A 16,872-nucleotide genomic window follows, 5' to 3' on the forward strand; every position below is an offset into this window, starting at 1 on the left:
TCGGCCGGATTATAACATAAGAATTTGTTTGTACAGCTTATGCCCGGGTTATCGGGAAACTCAGTACTTCCTCAATGGAAGATTTGCCGAACAGCACCATCAGCAGCCGGTCGATGCCGATCGCGATGCCCGAGCAATCCGGCAATCCCGCCCTTAATGCCGCGAGCAGACGCGCGTCTTTTACTGCGGAGGGCAAATTTTGCTGTTGCCGGACCGCAATTTCACGGTCGAATCGCCGGCTTTGTTCATCCGGATCAGCTAATTCGAAAAAGCCGTTGCCTAATTCTATGCCGTCGATGAACAGCTCGACCCGTTCGGTAATCAGCGGATCGTGTTCATTCAGCCGCGCCAGCGAGGATTGGCAGGCCGGGTAGCCGTATACCATGCACAAACGACCGATTCCCAGATGGGGCTGAATACGGTGGCTGAACAGGAAATCGAGCCAGGTCGCATGATTATCGCCGCAAATCGCGATCGCTTCCGAAAGCCCGCAGGCCTCAGCATAAGCGCGATAATCGGCCGGTGAAAATTCGGCCGCATTCAGGCCGGTATAGTCGGCAAACAGCGAACAGTAACTGAATCGCTGTGCCGGCTCCAGCGCTCTGATATCCGCAAATAAGCTCCCGATCAGCGCCTCGCATTCGTCCATCAGGTCCGCCAGGTCAAAACCGACTCGGTACCATTCCAGCATCGTAAACTCGGGGTTATGAAAACGCCCGGCTTCGCCGTTCCGGAATGCCTTGCAGATTTGGTAAATGGAACCGGAACCTGCGGCTAGGAGGCGCTTCATCGCAAATTCGGGTGAAGTCTGTAAATACAGCATTTGCCGTAAGGGAAGAAAATCGAACTCGGTGCAGAAAAAAGCCAGTTGCGGGTCGGTTCCGATGGCCTGGCTCAGCAGCGGCGTTTCGACTTCGAGCACGTCCCGTGCCCGGAAAAACTCGCGGATCTGCCGCAAGAGCTCCGCCCTTTTCCGCAAAAACTGGATGGAACAGCTGGGCCGCCAGTCGGCGGCGGAAAGATTGGGATGGGTCATGAGTGAAGCCGTAGAGTACGCTGCGCGTACCTTGTCGAGAGGGTCGCGGAATGCGTTAGATACTAAGGTGCGCGAAGCTTACCCTGCAAAGATGCTACCGGGCGGCGATAAAGGCCAACCCGGCTGAAAGTCTTAAGGGGAAAAATGCGAGATTGTCGCTCAATCTTTCACGCGGGAAATATACTCGCCGGTCCGGGTATCGACCTTGATCACTTCGCCGGTCTGCACGAACAGGGGGACGCGCACGACTGCACCGGTTTCCAGCTTCGCCGGTTTGCCACCGCCGCCCGAGGTATCGCCGCGTACGCCCGGATCGGTTTCGACAATCGCCAGCTCGACGAAATTTGCCGGCGTGACGGCCAACGGAGAATCGTTCCATAAGGTCACGGTGCAGTTGTCCTGGTCTTTCAGCCATTGCGCCGCATCGCCGACCGTTTTTTCGTCGGCCTGATACTGCTCGAACGTGTCCGGCTTCATGAAGTGGCGGAAGGAACCATCGTTGTAGAGGTACTGCATTTCGGCGTCGACCACGTCCGCGCCTTCGAGCGTTTCGCCGGACTTGAACGTTCTTTCAATCACGCGTCCAGTCTTTAGGTTGCGGATCTTGACCCGGTTGAACGCTTGTCCTTTACCGGGTTTTACGAATTCATTCTCGATGATCGCGCAAGGATCGTTATCCAGCATGACTTTGAGTCCGCCTCTAAATTCATTGGTGCTGTACGTGGCCATTTTTTCCTCAAACCTAAAACAATTAAAATCCGACCATTATAATAGAGGCCTTTGCCAATAGAAACCTCGAAAGCCCCCTTTCATGCCGGAATTCAACGAACAAACCGACCATTTTGCGAAAAACTGGCAGCGGCAGCTTGCCGAAGCTTTCATCGACATCGACGAACTTTGCGCTTATCTGAACCTCTCGGTCGAGCAATTGCCCGTATCGAAAGCGGCCGCTAAGAGCTTTGCGCTGAAAGTTCCGCGCAGCTTCGCCGAAGCCATTGAAAAAGGCAATCCGTACGATCCGTTGCTCAGGCAAGTGCTGCCGATTCAGGATGAAACGCTTCTTTTTCCGGGCTACAGCGACAATCCGGTCGGCGATCTCGAAGCGGCGAACGCCGCGGGCGTGCTGCATAAATACCGCGGCCGGGTCTTGCTGATCAATACCGGCAGCTGCGCGATCAACTGCCGCTACTGCTTCCGCCGTAGCTTTCCCTACGCAGACCTGCAGCTCGGTAAGGAAAAGGAAATCGCCGCGTTGCGTTATATCCGCGAGAACCCGGACATTACGGAAGTGATCCTGAGCGGCGGTGATCCCTTGCTGTTGAGCGATGAGCGCCTACAGCGCCTGTTCCGGCAAATTGCCGGGATTGCGCATGTGAAACGGATCCGGATCCACAGCCGCCTGCCGATCGTGCTGCCGGCCCGGATCACCTTGGGCTTGCTCGACATTCTAAGCCAAAGTGCCAAACCGGTTATGCTGGTCGTGCATTGCAACCATCCGAATGAACTCACCGAACGGGTCGCCGAAGCTTGCGGCCTGCTGAAACAAAAAGGCATCTTCTTGTTGAACCAATCGGTGCTTTTGCGCGGAGTGAACGATAAGACAGCCGAGCTGGCGGCACTTAGCGAGCGCCTATTCGATTGCGGCATCATGCCCTACTATTTGCACCTCTTGGACAAGGTCAGCGGTGCGGGCCATTTCGAAGTCGGCGAAGCCGAGGCTCTGGAACTGGTCCGGCGCATGTCTGCCGAATTGCCCGGTTATCTGGTCCCGAAGCTGGTCAAGGAAATCGCCGGAGCCGATTCGAAGCAAAGGATTTTATAAATTCCCGATTTCCCTCGCAGAATCGGCAAGCCAGGCCGGCTTTGCGTAGCCAAAAAACAGCGATTGAACTATACTGGGCTGTAGTCGCTTCCTGAACCTTTGGTCAAAGCTTTTCCCATATTTATCAAATACTAGGTACTATCATCATGTCTATAATTAATGGAAGTTCTAAGAACGATGTATTGAAAAGTTTGGCCGGAAATGACGATTTGACAGGAGGAGAAGCCGGCATACCGACGGGTATCTTTAATGGTGTCGATACAGCGCTCTTTAGCGGAAAATACTTCGACAGTACGACGAGCGTTACCAACTACAGTTTGACGGCGGCCTACGACGCCTCATTCGGTTATTACCTGGGAGTTACCGATAACAATAGCGCCGACGGCACCGACGGTTCCGATCGAGTGAGGGCGGACATTGAAATTGTGCGTTTCACCGATAGCGCCGCCAGTGCCGACCCGAAGCCGACATTCTTGTCTCTGACTCAGGAAATGGTAGCCAATGGACTGACGGCCGGCAATCAAATCAATACCACGGTGTTAGCACTTGCGAACGGCGGCTTCCTGAATTTTTGGCTTAGCGAAGACGGCTTTTATTTCAGAAAATTCAATAACGACACGACCAGCGACAGTTTCGAAACAAAGCTGCTCGATAACGAAAACGATAGCTTGAGTTCCGACATCACCGTCGCCAATTTCAATGACGGAAGCTTTGTCGTTGCCTGGAGTTCCGCGGATGCCGACGGCACAGGCGTTTATGCCCAGCGCTTCGATGCCGACGGAACGGCGGTTTCCCCTAAATTCCGCGTGAACGACACCATTACTGCGGATCAAGGCAGGCCGGCTATTGCCATATTGTCCGATGGCGGTTTTGTGATCGCCTGGGTATCGGAAAATCAAGGCGACTCCATTCACGACGGCCAAAGTTTCGGCGACGACCCCAACCAATCGGGCGTTTTTGCGCAATGGTACGATGCGAGTACCGTACCGGTTCCAATCGGCTGGGAAGTCAAAGTCAGCGATAGCGGTGCGGCGCATCCGTTCGTCAGTGCGCTCGACAACAACAGAGTCGTCATCGGTTATGAAGGCATATCGACCGGAACCGAGAAAATGACGATGCACGCCAAAATTTTCGACGATTACGGAAACGTCGAAAATTATCTTTACGATCCGCAACCTCATCCCGATATCCCGGACGGAAGCGGGGCGGGTGATGGTTACGATGCTTATAACGATCAGCTCGTTTCCGTTTATGCCGACGGTTACGCCGAAAGTCCGTTCAATATTAACTACGCCATCGAGCCAAAAAAACTAGTTTTCGATGAGGCGGGCAACAATATCGAAAATGAACTTCGGCAGGAAACGAAAAACGGCGTTGCTGCGACTTTGACGCTGAATCATAAAACGGTGGTGGTTTGGCAAGCGCCTGTCGATCCGTACTTAATAACCCCTCCAACCGGCGCACCGCGCGTCGACTACGACCGCAGCATCATGCTGCGCTTGTACGATAACACCACGGGCGAAGCGCTGACTCAGGAAATCAAGGCCAATACTTTCACCCGCTACGACCAAAGGGAGCCTGCGGTGGCGGCGCTCAAGGACGGAGGCTTCGTCGTGGTCTGGCAGTCCATGTTGCAGGACGACAGTTACCGAGGCATTTACGGACAGAAGTTCGACAACGACGGCAATAAAGTCGGCGATGAATTCCAGGTTAATACCAAGGTGGCGGATTCGCAAAAGGAACCGACCGTTACCGGGCTCGACGATGGGGGATTTATTGTCTCGTGGGTGGCGGAATACCAGGATGGCAATCAGGAAGGCAAATACCAGAACGGTTTGTCGGGCACCGAAATCATCATGCAGCGCTTCGATAAAGACGGCAACAAGATGGGGCTGTCGGTCGCCGGAGGCGTGGACAACGACACTTGGAATATCGGCGGGGTGCTGCCTATTCAAATGGACGGCGCAGACGGTAATGATCGGCTGACTTCCGGAGACGGAAGCGATACCTTGCGCGGAGGGGACGGCAACGATGTTCTGGATGCCGGTAAAGGCAATGACTTCATGGTCGGCGGCTCCGGGGACGATCGCTTCATCGCCGGCGAAGGGGATGATTTCGTTTACGGGGGCGCGGGCTCGGATACTTTGATGTTGCTGGGCAGTAAGCTGGACTACGAAGTCAAGAAAGTCGGCAGCGGTTTTACCGTTCGTTCTTTGAATGCGAGTTATGCCGATACCGGCACCGACACGCTGCAGGGGGTCGAGTATTTGGAATTCGCCGTTAAAACCGGTGAAACGGACGACGGCATCATCAGCCTGAACAGCTTCGGTTCGGGAGGCGCCGGAAGCAATATCGATGTGACCGGGATCGAACTCTCTGACCTCGATCTCGCGCAGGCGAATACCTTGTCGGGCACGGACAAAAACGACACGCTGACCGGCGGCAACACTAAGGGCGCTCCCGATACACTGCAGGCCGGCAGTGGCGATGACCTGTATATCGCCCTGGGCAATGCGCTGATCATTTATGATAGTGCGGGTAACGATACCTTGCAGGTATCGACAGCCAATGTCGACCTCTCCCAGCCTTACAGCAGCAAGAACAAAATCAAGGGCCTGCAGTATATCGAAAATGTCGAATTGGCCGGAAAAAAAGGCTTGAAGCTGGTTGGCAGCGACAGCGATAACATCCTGATCGGCAATGAGGGCAACAACAAGATTGTTGGCGGCGCCGGCAGCGATATTATTTCGGGAGGGAAAGGCAAGGATACCCTGGTTGGCGGGGATGACGGCGATGTATTCGTTTTCAAAGACATTTTATCGAAAAGCAATGTGGATCTGATTACCGATTTCCAGAGCGGTTCGGACAAGATACGCTTGAGTTCCGTTATCTTTAAAAACATTGATCCCGACAAGGACGGCATCATCAATTTTGAAAGCGCTCCCGGCTTGAAAAGTGCGCAAACCGATACGGCGTCTTTTATCGTTTACGATACGAGAAGCGGTAAATTGTATTACGATGAGGCTGGGAAAAGCGCCGTTCTTTTCGCTAAACTGGCCGCTACGGGTGATGGCGGGCAGGCCAGCGGACCTGCTCCCGCCGATGTTACAAGCGGTGGTTTCGGGTTCGGGTCTTCTTCGGGAAGCGGCCAGAATTCATCCGGTTTTGGTTCCGGATCAGAAAGCCCGCCGGAAGTCGTACCCATCGGAACCAAGACTTTCCCGGATCTGTTGGTCACCGATTTCGAGTTGCTCATTTAACCTTCAGCGAGAGTATTTAGCATGAAGTCCGTTTGCGTTCGGCATTAAAGAATTTACGGCTGAACGGGGCCAGCCGTGTAAATAAACTTTCTATTGCCAGCAGAGGGCGGCATAGCAAAATGTATTCCTCCGGATGTCGAATGTTTTCATACGGCGCAATACGGCTATCGCCTATTGCGCCCCCGTCTGATTTTTGAAAATCATTTTCTTCTTAATCAAGGCGTCGAGTCGATGCGATTCTTTGAATTGCCAGGGTGCACTATTTGGTTTGTCGATTGCTTGATTTTCAGGCTTCAAACCTCCATCACTCTTTGAACAAACCAAAACCCGCCGGCGGCGATGGTTGCCAAGGTGCCGAGATAGACCGTGCGCCGGGCATAGAGCGCATTGCGGGCGGCAAAGATCATCAGGCTGGGCGTAACGATGAGGACAATGCAGGCTTGGCCGATCTCTACGCCGACGTTGAACGAGGCCAGCGACAACCCTAGGGCGCTTTCGGGCAGGCCGAAGTCGGCCAGCACGCCTGCGAAGCCGAAGCCGTGGATCAGTCCGAAGACGAGGGCCAGCGCGACGCGGTGGTCGCGGCGGCGCAGCTGCATATACAAGGTTTCCAAACCGACCAGGACGATGCTCAGCGCAATCGCCGGCTCCACGATCGCCGGCGAAATGTTCACCAGTTTCAGCGTGGCCAGCGCCAGGGTCACGCTGTGGGCGACGGTGAACGCGGTGATGATTTTCAACAATCGCAGGAGGCCGCCGCCCGGCAGCAGCAGACCGATGATGAACAGGATATGATCCGGGCCGATGAAGATATGGTGGATCCCCTGCGCGACGAACTCGCGCGCGACTTCAATCTTGCCCTGAATGCTGCCGCTGTAATAATTCGCGCTGCGATGGGTCTTGTCGAGCAGGTCTTGAAGACGAATCTCGCCGTTTTCGTAAATGTTCAGGTAGGTCTCGTGTGGCGGATCGTAAGGAAACAGCGGGCTTGAAACCTCGACTTTGCCGGCGGACCGGGAGAGCGGCACGGTCCATTCGAAAGATAGAGAGCGGCGGTTGGCGACGATCTGGAAGGCTTGCCATTGAAAATGCACCGGTTCGCTATTGATTTTTACGAGCACGTGGGAGTCGAGCACTTTGTGCAGGATAGCCAGGTTCCGCTCGGCGAAGGCCGGGTCGAGCAGGCGCTCGGGTTGTTCGAGCCCGCCTTCGCGGGCCAGATCGACCATATGGGCCAAGACTTTGCCGTGGACACGGTCCGGTTCCAGGCGGATGTCGAGATGGCTGTACGGCTCGGAATGGGCGAAGGCTTGTGAAGCGCCCATTCCCAATAGCGCCAACACGATCCTGACATAAAAAAGGACAAGCCCGGCTTTCATTTTGGGGGTACCCGCGCAAAGGTCAGCGAAGCCCAGCGGCTTTCCCAGTCCGCCGCCTGCTTGTCCGCACTCGGCTGCATGTGGACCGCGCTGAGCAGCCATTCGCCAGTGCCGTCGAGTTGCAACACCGCGCCGCCGTCCTCGCCGGTCCGCGCCTCAGCGACCGGTTTGACGGGGTCCCGCGCCATCTGGTCTCTCGGCACCGCGCCGTTGGCCAGCGGCTGGTTCCAGGCTTTCACCAGGATGCCTTCGATCGGCCGTTCATTGTAAAGTACCTGTACCGCCAGTTTTCCGGATATCAGCGGATCGCTGCGGGGAATGATTTCCAGCGGCATCCCGAACGGTTTCTTAAGACGAGAACCGTCGTTGCCCGCGATCCAGGTTTTCGCGCAGCGCAAGTAGCGCTCGCGGCCTGGTCCTGCGGCGGTTCCCAGCGCCTCCCGCGCTTTCAGCGGACCGTCCAACCCTTCCCGGCGCAAATATTCGTCGAATTTCTCGGGCGGCAATTCCACCGGCACGAAATTGGTCTCGAAGGCCACCACGATGCCACCTTCATCTTCCACGCTCAAATGCACGAGGTCCAGATCGCCGTTAATGGCCTGGGATTTGACATCCTTGCGGTCTTTGGCCCGCACTTCCAGACGGACGGTGCGGGTCGTCGCAAAGGGCCGAAGTTCGCCTTTGAAGTCCGAGCCGACATAGGCTTGCACCGCGAGGGTTTGGTCGACCGGAGCGCTGTAGGCCGAGGGGGCGAGCCAGTATTCGTGGGCGGCGGCTTTTGGCGGCACGATGATACTGGCCATCAGCAAAGACAAATTTGCAAACGAGCGTATGTCAAGAGTTTCTAACCCGGATTGCGTCTTAATGTACGGCCTGCTGATTGACGACGGGGCTTTTTCCCGATCAAAGAAAAAAGCCCCGTACGATGCCGCTTTGGTTAGGATAGGCGACGCAATAAGCAATGAACGTCCGTTTTATTTCGCAACCGGCTTCAGCTGCAGCCGAGATCCCGGCACCACGATTTCATTGAATTTGTCGCGTTCCAGTTGACACTGCTGTTGAATTTCATCCATCGAAATCTGCTTGGTCCAAGGCTCGCCGAGGTAAGGAAACGAATTCGACAGCGGCTTGTCGGGATAGGTCCGGCGCGGCTGGCAAGCATCGGTAAAGCTGGCTATTTCCCATAGTTGGCACTCGCCGAGGCCCTCGATACAGGTATTTCTGACCACATCGTCGCCCGGCACGTTGCCGTTCGGATACCCTATCGGCCGGTCCAAGTTCAAAATCATCACGTCCGGAATGTCGCTGTCATAACGGCGAATCTGAAAGATTTGCTGAATTCGAGTGGACAGTTCGCGATTGATGAAGTCTTTGACCTCCTTGTTCAAAACGGCCTTCAACAGCGATTGCTGCATCATGTTTTTGTTGCGTTCTTCGACGATCGCCGGAACGTGTTTGCTGGGCGGCAAGGTATTCAGGATATCCAGCCTGGGCTGCTGGGTCCGGCCCGCGCGGCCTACGTGATCGAACTGAGTGCCGTTGCTGCGGTGCGCCGTCGCCCACATCACAAAGTTCCTGGGCTTGCCCGTGAACGAGGAAAGCGGAATGCCGGCTATCATCGCAACGGTATTTTTGTTGTTGAACCGATTGAAGAGGAAGGGATCGTCAAACAGCCCCGCCTGGAATTGGATGCTGCCGGGATTGCTTAAACCGGTGGTCACAGGCTCCGACTGGAAAACGATCCGGTTCGCGCTTACTCCGCCTTTGGGGTTCTTTTGGATTCGGAACGTGATAGAGGCATCCGGCGCAATATTCGGCCACGCTTCGGGTGCTATGCTGCCGCCGAACCGTTGCAGCATCAGCGGATTGTCGAAAGTCGCCGGCGTGTGGGTGTCGAAATGGACTTTGTAGATCGTATCCTTCATCGCTGCCGCCACATCGTTGGGGACATCAATAAGCTCCCGTCCAACGTTGACCATCACGACCAGACGATCGCCGTCGACGAAGCCGTACAGACCATTGAGGCCAATCAAACCGTCGTCTAGGCCTTTAAGTTTTATCGGCGGAACAGGGTCCGCGTGATCGGAAGCTTGCACCGATGGAAAAGTGCAGGAGAAAGCCAAAAGGGCCGCCAAACAGGCCGTTTTAGCGGAGAAAAATCGATAACAGCTGCGCAGTTTCATATAATCGTCCTCTCACGGCTTGATGGGTTTTATACAGGCGACTCTAACGAAAAATGAACGGTTTTGTACGTCTTTTCGCGCCGATAAGCTAACATTGAGGTTCCGGCTTGTCAATCGTGCGTTAACTCTTAAAAAGCCGCCTATTCATTAGGATTCTTGGGAGTTTTAAAAAACCTACAGGACTTTCCGGTTCAACTTTCATCCAACTCCACCCAGTCTATTTGTTTCTCGACGATCGTGCTTAACTCTAACTGCCCCAACGCATCGATCATCGTCAGTTCCGAGCTTATTTGCTCCAACTGTTCCAGGTGCGCCACCAGCTCGAATAGATCGGTTTGTTTGATATTTTTCTTGGACTTCCTCGTTTTTCGCATAAATTTACCGGATACCGCGACCGCAGCTTTTCTGCCGGATCGCTTTTTAAGATAGGGAGAAAAAAGCGGCCAATTTTAATTGATCTCTCTGAATTTCAAGCAGCTAATTGAAAATATTACCGAGGCTCGACGAAAACCTGGCTTTTGCATCGTTTTTGAGCTTTCCCGGCATTGTAGATATCTAATAGAATAGAAGCCGAGGGCCAACCTAATTGCTGTGTCCGAAAAATATTTCGATCACTAAAGTTACTTAGGGTATACCGAGATAGAAGCTTTGGTGACGCCTGACACCGCGGGCGAGTTTGAATTTGTTCGCGGGAAACAGCTCGATTACTCTTTTTTGTTTTACAGCAATAAACGAAAACCCCCATCAGCTTGTCCAAGAGCTGTCAACCCAGAATCGCAACAAGGAGTATCGTATGCGTTCTCTCGACCCCGCTTGGGTACGCTCCCGATTTCCGGCGCTCTCTCAGGAGATCGACGGGCGCATTCCCGTTTTCTTTGACGGCCCCGGCGGTTCGCAGGTGCCCGGCTCCGTGATCGAGGCGATGGCCCGTTACCTGATTTCCTCCAACGCCAATGCGCACGGGGCTTTTGCGACCAGCCGGCGCACGGACAAATGCATTGCCTCGGCACGGACCGCAGCGGGCGACCTTCTCGGCTGCGAGCCTTACGAGGTGGTTTTCGGGGCCAACATGACCACGCTGACCTTCGCGCTCAGCCGCGCGATCGGCCGCGAGCTGAATCCGGGCGACGAAATTCTGGTAACCCGGCTCGACCATTACGCGAATGTCTCCCCTTGGAAGGTTCTGGAAGATGAGGTCGGCGCGGTCGTCCGGGTCGTGGATTTCCATCCCGAAGACTGCACGCTCGACATGGAAAACCTGAAGCGCAAGATCAATGCGAAAACGCGGGTCGTGGCGATCGGGTATGCGTCCAATGCGGTAGGGACGATCAACGACGTAGCCGCCGTGGTACGCCTGGCGCATGCGGTCGGCGCCTGGGTTTTCGTGGATGCGGTACATTACGCTGCCCACGGGCCGATCGACGTGTATGCGCTCGATTGCGATTTTCTCGCCTGTTCCGCTTACAAATTCTACGGTCCGCATGTCGGAGTCCTGTACGGCAAACAGGAACATTTGACCCGCCTGCGCCCGTGCAAGGTGCTGCCTGCCCCCGATGAGGTCCCCTCGCGCTGGGAAACCGGAACGCTGAACCACGAGGGTCTGGCGGGACTTACGGCGACCGTCGATTATCTGGCCGAACTGGGCCAGCACATCTCGCCGTCCGGATCGCGCCGGGGTGCGCTCGTCGCCGCGCTGGAAGCGAGCCGGCGGTATGAGCGGGTGTTATGCGAACAATTGATTACGGGATTATTAAAGATACCGGGACTGAGCGTGTACGGTATTACCGATCCCGCTCGCTTCGCCTGGCGTACCCCTACGGTCGCGGTTCGGCTGGCCGGAAAAAAAACCGACGCCGTCGCGCAGGAACTGGGCGAGCGCGGCATTTTTACCTGGCACGGTAATTTTTATGCCCAGGGCATCACCGAAAAACTGGACGTCGAGGCGGACGGCGGTTTTCTGCGCATCGGGCTTTTGGCCTATAACACCGGGGAAGAGATTGAACGGCTGCTCAGGACATTGCGGGAAATTGCCGTGGCGGTATAGAAAACGAAGCGGCGGTTGGGTGTCGACATTTGGCGTTGCCTCAATATCGCAAACCTGAAAAATACGTGCAGGAGGTCACCGGCCACGATGGGTGCGCTTCCCGGTGTTCAGCGCACCCTACGGATCGGCCGGAGAAAGGGCCGAGCGGCATCGGGGCAGAGTGCCTCCCTTAATCGACCATCAAACTCGGGCAGGTCAGCACGAACACGTCGCGGGTGCCGTTGCCCTCGCCGGCCGGATGCACCGGCGTCGTGTAATGGAAGAACTTGCGGTCGTTGACCAGCACCAGTTCGCCGGGGTACAACGTTTTGTTGAATACCGATGACTCCCCGCTCTTGCTCGTGTACAAGTGGGTTTCCGCGCCTTCGACATTGTTCCGGTCGACCGAATAAATACAGACGAAATCGGTTCCGTCCCGGTGAATGCCTTCCGGGGCAGGATCGCCGAAACTCTCCGGCGAACAGGTCGTCCGGATCTGATGGACGCCGATTTCGGCGCCGGGGCGAAGCGCGCAGAAATCCCGGAATACCAGTAAAAGAGCGTTGAACATGTCCAAATTGACAAGTTCGTCGTTGAGCTCTTCGAATTCCCTTTTGATGTCGCCGACCAAAGGATTATAGTCCTTGCTCTGGAACAGGTAGCCGTGGGGCAGTCTCATTATCCCGTCGTCGGTAATTCTGAACCGGGACAGTCGCCGGTATCGGTAATGGCCCTTGATGTTGGGATCGACCGGAAGGTCATTGAAGAACGGTTTGAATGCGGTCGGATCGATCGCGTTTTCCGTTCGCATGCAAAACAGAAACCCGAATTCGAATCCGGTCGATACGAAGACTTCTTGCATAGTGGCGGTCTCCCTTGCAGACGACATCCCGCTTTCCTGGCGACAAGGCGCGAACCCGACGATAGAAGGGGGCCTTTACTGAATCCGTTGTTGACGAGTCGTCCTGATTGATGGAAATAACCCTGGAACATGATAAGGCTCCCGGTGCAAACCGCGAGTCATGGTTTAACGCATAGACCGTTCCGGTTCAGGTAAAGTTTCCTTTGTTTCGGCCCTTTTCCGACATGGCCCTGTTTACAGCGGTGGATCGCCCTGATACTTCCCGCTTCGGAATAGGATCAATTCCCAACGGCGGGCCAATTTGTCATGCCGCAGGATGTAAGTATCCTTCTCGGCGTCGCACACTTTGAAATAACTGTATTCGGGCGCCAGCCAGCAATCGAGGATGTCTTCTATCTCGACCGCCTTATCGGCCATAAAGAAGCGTCGAGGCATTTGCTCGCCCTGGGAGCCCGCTTCGCATTCCACGCGAAGGGTTAACGGATCCGTACTCATAGCATAGATACCTGTGTTGAGGCGGAATACCGGCTATGGTAATGCAATCGATCATTAAATTTTCGTATTCTCCGCCGATTTTTTTCTGCGCCAGAAATAGAAGCCGACGCCTACTGCGGCGGAGGCCAATAACAGCATCAACAGGGGCTGTTCGTAAAAGAGATTGAAAAAAGCGCCCATGCCTTGCGATGTGCCCCGATAATACGGCCCCATATATTTCTCCTGATGATAATTCGATTGATTGGTTGGCGAACGGTTTTCTGCGATGATCGTCAGCGTATCGGCCGCTTATCGGGATAAAAACGCCGGATCATTTTCAGCGGATAAGCCTGACCCGGTCAATATTCCATTTTCTTTCGGGATGTCAAGGACGATGGTCCGGTCTTCGGAAAGGGATAGGCGGCGCAGCAGCTCGGATACAGCGCCAGCCATTCGGCGGCCGAGGCAAAGATACGAAGCCGGCCTGCGGAGTCCGCGTTTAGCGGCTGCGCAAGTTCAACACCTGGAAAACCGAAGCCGAAAAACAGCAGGGCGGCCGTCTAAACCGGCTGCGATCTCACCATTTCAAATCATGGATATCAAATTGAAAGGTTTGCTTGCGCTGATCCAGAAACGCGGCGTTAATCGTGACCGCATTGGACGCTTCCGCAAAATGGATAAAAGTATCCGCGTTTCTTAAATAAACTCCCGGCGTGCTTTCGTTTCGTGCCGAAGTGGCTTCAAAAAATTGCACCATGCCGGTGTCGAACCGCGCGGTGATGCCGCAAGCCCGGTTATCGCACAGGAATTGGCCCTTTTCCAGTCCGAAATACACATCGTGCGAATTGTTGAAATTTTGCCGCAAGGTCAACACGGCGCGCTGTTTGCCCTCGTAGGGCGGGCCGAATTCGATTTCGTTCAGCGAATAGGTGGTGGCGGTAACGATCGAACCGCGCCCGATGGGGCTGTGCGTTTTTGCATAAATCCAGCGCGTTTCCGGTTTCGCCTGTTGCGTTGCCGGTCCAATGGCCGCATCGAGGGGGGCTTCGGGAGGGTTGCCATTGGACAGGCTGGAATAGACTTTGTAGCCGGCGATGGAAATCAAGGCGAGGAAAATGAGGATGACGAAGCCCACGTTCGTTTCGGTGGGTAAGCCGTATTCGCGGGCGATCTGATTGCGCCGCCGAGTATTGTGAATGCTGATCGCCAGCCAGACCAGCAGCCATAAACCCGCCGTGATAATGCTCAAGAACGCATGCAGGGAGCGATTGGTTTGGTACCTTGCCATGTCACCAAAAGCAAATCGTCTTTGCGCGTCGCTAGGCTGTCGGTTGGGCTGCTTATACGCTGACATAGAGTGCCGCCTGCTGATAGTCCATGAGTGTCGGTCGTGTTTGGTCAGGGGACGCAAGATATCCCCCGCCAGCGAACCGAGCTGCATTTTACTGAATTTTTTGCGAAGCCAGAAGAACTTCCGCACCGTTCCCTTTTTTCGGCTCATTCTCGGATTTCCGAATTTTCATAAGACTTTCAAAACCGGCTGAAATTCCTTTGCTCACAATAGCAAGCAAGCCAGCCGAGTGCATCCTAAAAGCCGCGTTATTCGAAGAGTATTTAATCCTATCGAGCTTTAGGCAATAATCAGCCAGCCCTTTTGAGGATTTACGGGATAAGAAATCGTTTTTTCTTCATACTGTCCGTGTACGGCCGACCATCCGAACAGCAGGCCGCTGATTACCAAAAAAAGGAGGATAAATATCATCAAAAACTCTTTAATAATTTGTAGCATTTCATATCTCCCTATGACTCGGACGCCGGTCCTTTTGCTATAAATTTTAGCTTCGGTCGTTAAGCCGCTCACTCTTTTTCTAGCTCAAGATTTTGATTTTAAATAATTTCTTAATTTGACGGGCAAATTTCCTCCTGGTTCAACAGGGCATTCGCAGTCAGGCACACGCTCATATGCGGAACCGTCGGTTTTTCGACAGCCTGCCTTATTCCGGCGTCGCTTATCGATGTGGAACGGGTATGACGATAAAGATTCTGGAGGCGGGCGGCACGCAATTAGCGGGTTCTGTCTTCAAACAGCGGTTTGTTCGGCGGCTGGCCGGGTCTGATATCAAGCGCCTTCAATGCGCTATAGGTCGCCACCAGAAAAGGAACGCAATAAGTCAGAAGCGCCTTGCCCGCATCGAGGTGCTCCAAGGCGCGAAAATCCCCCCACAGCAGCCCGAGCAAAGGCTGCGGCTGGTTGATCAGGTTCAGCAAAGTCCCGACCACTAAGGCCACCCTGAAAGAACGCCGGTAGATGCCCAGGCGGAGAGCCATGCGATGAATACGAAGCAAGTTCGACATAGAGTTTCTTTGCGGGTGATCAAGGAATGAGGATTTCGGCGTTACCGGCAGGGCAATCCGGCTCCTCTATCGGGAAGATTGAGCCATCCCCTGTCAAGTAGAGTTAAGAAAAGATTCAACGATTTTGTTCCGACGGGTTGGCCCCTTGCCGCTCTGGAGGAAAATTTACCGGTTCAGTCGGGCTCATCTGGACGTTTTCGGCAAACTAGGGTCTAATTCGACAAGGCCGATAAAACGGTGCCCGCGTTTTACGTTTATCTTTGGGGGCCGGGTGAGCCGGCAGCAGAATTTTTGTAAGGTTCCGTGCGTTATTGCCGACTTACAGCATACTCTATGCTCAAGGAGAACCGTTATGCTTACCAGCTTGTTGTTTCTCAGTGTCTGCTTTCTGGCCTATGCCAACGGCGCCAACGACAATTTCAAAGGGGTCGCGAGTTTGTTCGGCAGCGGCATCCTCAATTACCGCCAGGCCGTTGCCTGGGCAACCCTATCGACGCTGGCCGGATCGGTCGCCGCGCTGTTTTTGGCGCAAACCTTGTTGGTCAAATTTTCCGGTAAAGGACTGGCGCCCGATGCATTGATCCATACCCTGCCGTTCATGATCGCGGTTGCAGGCGGCGCAGGAGCGACCGTGATCCTGGCCACACGCCACGGTTTTCCGGTCTCGACCACGCACGCGCTTTTGGGCGCGATGGCCGGCAGTACCTTATTGGCCACATCCGGCGCCATCAGCTTAACCCCTTTGCTGAACAATTTCGTGACGCCGCTGTTGGTCAGCCCGGTTCTGGCCCTGCTGCTGGCCGGTACGTTGTATTGGACGGTAGCTCGTTGGTCGCTGAAAAGGCCGGTCGACGACCCGATGTGCCTGTGCCTGGAAACTGCCGACAGTCAGGCGCTGATGGCGGATAATGCGGGCATCGTACTCGATTCCGCTCGCGTTCCGGCGCTGAGCCTCGACCGGCAGGAAGCCTGCGCCGAGCGCCAGGCCGGCATGATCTTCGGCTTCGATATGCTGAAGCTTCGCGACGGGCTGCATTTCTGCAGCGCGGGCGCCGTCTGCTTCGCCCGCGGACTGAACGATACCCCGAAAATAGCCGCCCTGCTGTTGCTGGCCCCGAACATGACCGAACAGGGCATAATTCTCGCGGTGGGGCTGGCGATGATGGCGGGCGGCGTACTCAATGCCCGCAAAGTGGCGGACACCATGAGCTACAAAATTACCGCCATCAGCCACGACCAGGGCCTTTCGGCCAATCTGGTCACCGCACTGTTGGTCATCTTCGCCAGTAAACTGGGTATGCCCGTTTCGACCACCCACGTTTCGGTGGGATCGTTATTCGGTATCGGCTTGGTCACCGGCAAGGCCAATACGCAGGTGATCGCATCGATTGCGTTGTCCTGGCTGTTGACCTTGCCGTGCGCGGCCGTTTCGGGCATGGTAATTTACTTCATTGCCGCAGGCAACTAACTCCGCTCAA

Annotated in this window: 16 protein-coding genes; 4 read left to right on the forward strand and 12 right to left on the reverse strand. The window is 54.9% G+C overall.

Going from position 1 to position 16,872, the window contains the following annotated elements:
- Nucleotides 1–37: 37 nt before the first annotated feature.
- Complete coding sequence (epmA, locus tag JJL52_RS02770) at nt 38–1,036, reverse strand: EF-P lysine aminoacylase EpmA (protein ID WP_202050868.1); 999 nt, start codon at nt 1,034–1,036, stop codon at nt 38–40.
- Between the two features lie 159 nt (nt 1,037–1,195).
- A complete protein-coding gene (gene efp, locus JJL52_RS02775) occupies nt 1,196–1,765 on the reverse strand; it encodes an elongation factor P (protein ID WP_202050869.1) in 570 nt (189 codons plus the stop codon).
- A gap of 82 nt (nt 1,766–1,847) precedes the next feature.
- Between efp and epmB the strand changes: the two genes are divergently transcribed.
- The gene (epmB, locus tag JJL52_RS02780; protein ID WP_202050870.1) at nt 1,848–2,858 is read left to right on the forward strand and encodes an EF-P beta-lysylation protein EpmB; all 1,011 of its coding nucleotides are present in this window, start codon (nt 1,848–1,850) and stop codon (nt 2,856–2,858) included.
- A gap of 146 nt (nt 2,859–3,004) precedes the next feature.
- A complete protein-coding gene (locus tag JJL52_RS02785) occupies nt 3,005–6,118 on the forward strand; it encodes a calcium-binding protein (RefSeq protein ID WP_202050871.1) in 3,114 nt (1,037 codons plus the stop codon).
- Between the two features lie 293 nt (nt 6,119–6,411).
- Here JJL52_RS02785 and JJL52_RS02790 read toward each other — a convergent pair whose 3' ends face one another.
- The 4 genes from JJL52_RS02790 to JJL52_RS02805 form a co-directional block, all read right to left on the reverse strand.
- Complete coding sequence (locus JJL52_RS02790) at nt 6,412–7,497, reverse strand: HupE/UreJ family protein (RefSeq protein ID WP_202050872.1); 1,086 nt, start codon at nt 7,495–7,497, stop codon at nt 6,412–6,414.
- The gene (locus JJL52_RS02795) at nt 7,494–8,300 is read right to left on the reverse strand and encodes a DUF4198 domain-containing protein (protein ID WP_202050873.1); all 807 of its coding nucleotides are present in this window, start codon (nt 8,298–8,300) and stop codon (nt 7,494–7,496) included. The genes JJL52_RS02790 and JJL52_RS02795 overlap by 4 nt, the downstream gene beginning before the upstream one ends.
- Before the next feature lie 171 nt (nt 8,301–8,471).
- Nucleotides 8,472–9,530 (reverse strand): hypothetical protein, encoded by a 1,059-nt coding sequence (locus tag JJL52_RS02800; RefSeq protein ID WP_202050874.1) that lies wholly within the window; start codon nt 9,528–9,530, stop codon nt 8,472–8,474.
- A 341-nt stretch (nt 9,531–9,871) separates the two neighbouring features.
- Entirely contained in the window at nt 9,872–10,054 is a 183-nt protein-coding gene (locus JJL52_RS02805) for a hypothetical protein (RefSeq protein WP_202050875.1), read from the reverse strand.
- Between the two features lie 419 nt (nt 10,055–10,473).
- Between JJL52_RS02805 and JJL52_RS02810 the strand changes: the two genes are divergently transcribed.
- Complete coding sequence (locus JJL52_RS02810) at nt 10,474–11,724, forward strand: cysteine desulfurase-like protein (RefSeq protein ID WP_202050876.1); 1,251 nt, start codon at nt 10,474–10,476, stop codon at nt 11,722–11,724.
- A 169-nt stretch (nt 11,725–11,893) separates the two neighbouring features.
- Here JJL52_RS02810 and JJL52_RS02815 read toward each other — a convergent pair whose 3' ends face one another.
- The 6 genes from JJL52_RS02815 to JJL52_RS02840 all read right to left on the reverse strand — a co-directional run bounded on the left by JJL52_RS02815 (nt 11,894) and on the right by JJL52_RS02840 (nt 15,394).
- Nucleotides 11,894–12,565 carry a 2OG-Fe dioxygenase family protein gene (locus tag JJL52_RS02815; RefSeq protein ID WP_202050877.1) on the reverse strand — a complete coding sequence of 224 codons (672 nt, stop codon included), beginning with the start codon at nt 12,563–12,565 and terminating at the stop codon, nt 11,894–11,896.
- Nucleotides 12,566–12,799: 234 nt separating this feature from the next.
- Complete coding sequence (locus JJL52_RS02820) at nt 12,800–13,060, reverse strand: hypothetical protein (protein ID WP_202050878.1); 261 nt, start codon at nt 13,058–13,060, stop codon at nt 12,800–12,802.
- 54 nt (nt 13,061–13,114) lie between these two features.
- Nucleotides 13,115–13,273 (reverse strand): hypothetical protein, encoded by a 159-nt coding sequence (locus tag JJL52_RS02825; protein WP_202050879.1) that lies wholly within the window; start codon nt 13,271–13,273, stop codon nt 13,115–13,117.
- 343 nt (nt 13,274–13,616) lie between these two features.
- Nucleotides 13,617–14,327 (reverse strand): hypothetical protein, encoded by a 711-nt coding sequence (locus JJL52_RS02830; protein ID WP_202050880.1) that lies wholly within the window; start codon nt 14,325–14,327, stop codon nt 13,617–13,619.
- A gap of 342 nt (nt 14,328–14,669) precedes the next feature.
- Nucleotides 14,670–14,828: a hypothetical protein gene (locus JJL52_RS02835; RefSeq protein WP_202050881.1), complete on the reverse strand. Its 159-nt coding sequence runs from the start codon at nt 14,826–14,828 to the stop codon at nt 14,670–14,672.
- 275 nt (nt 14,829–15,103) lie between these two features.
- Nucleotides 15,104–15,394 (reverse strand): hypothetical protein, encoded by a 291-nt coding sequence (locus tag JJL52_RS02840; RefSeq protein ID WP_202050882.1) that lies wholly within the window; start codon nt 15,392–15,394, stop codon nt 15,104–15,106.
- 352 nt (nt 15,395–15,746) lie between these two features.
- Between JJL52_RS02840 and JJL52_RS02845 the strand changes: the two genes are divergently transcribed.
- Nucleotides 15,747–16,862, forward strand: a complete 1,116-nt coding sequence (locus JJL52_RS02845; protein ID WP_202050883.1) for an inorganic phosphate transporter — start codon at nt 15,747–15,749, stop codon at nt 16,860–16,862.
- The last annotated feature ends 10 nt before the right edge of the window (nt 16,863–16,872 follow it).

It is taken from the genome of Candidatus Methylomicrobium oryzae (assembly GCF_016745425.1).
GTDB classification, from domain to species: Bacteria; Pseudomonadota; Gammaproteobacteria; order Methylococcales; family Methylomonadaceae; genus Methylomicrobium; species Methylomicrobium oryzae.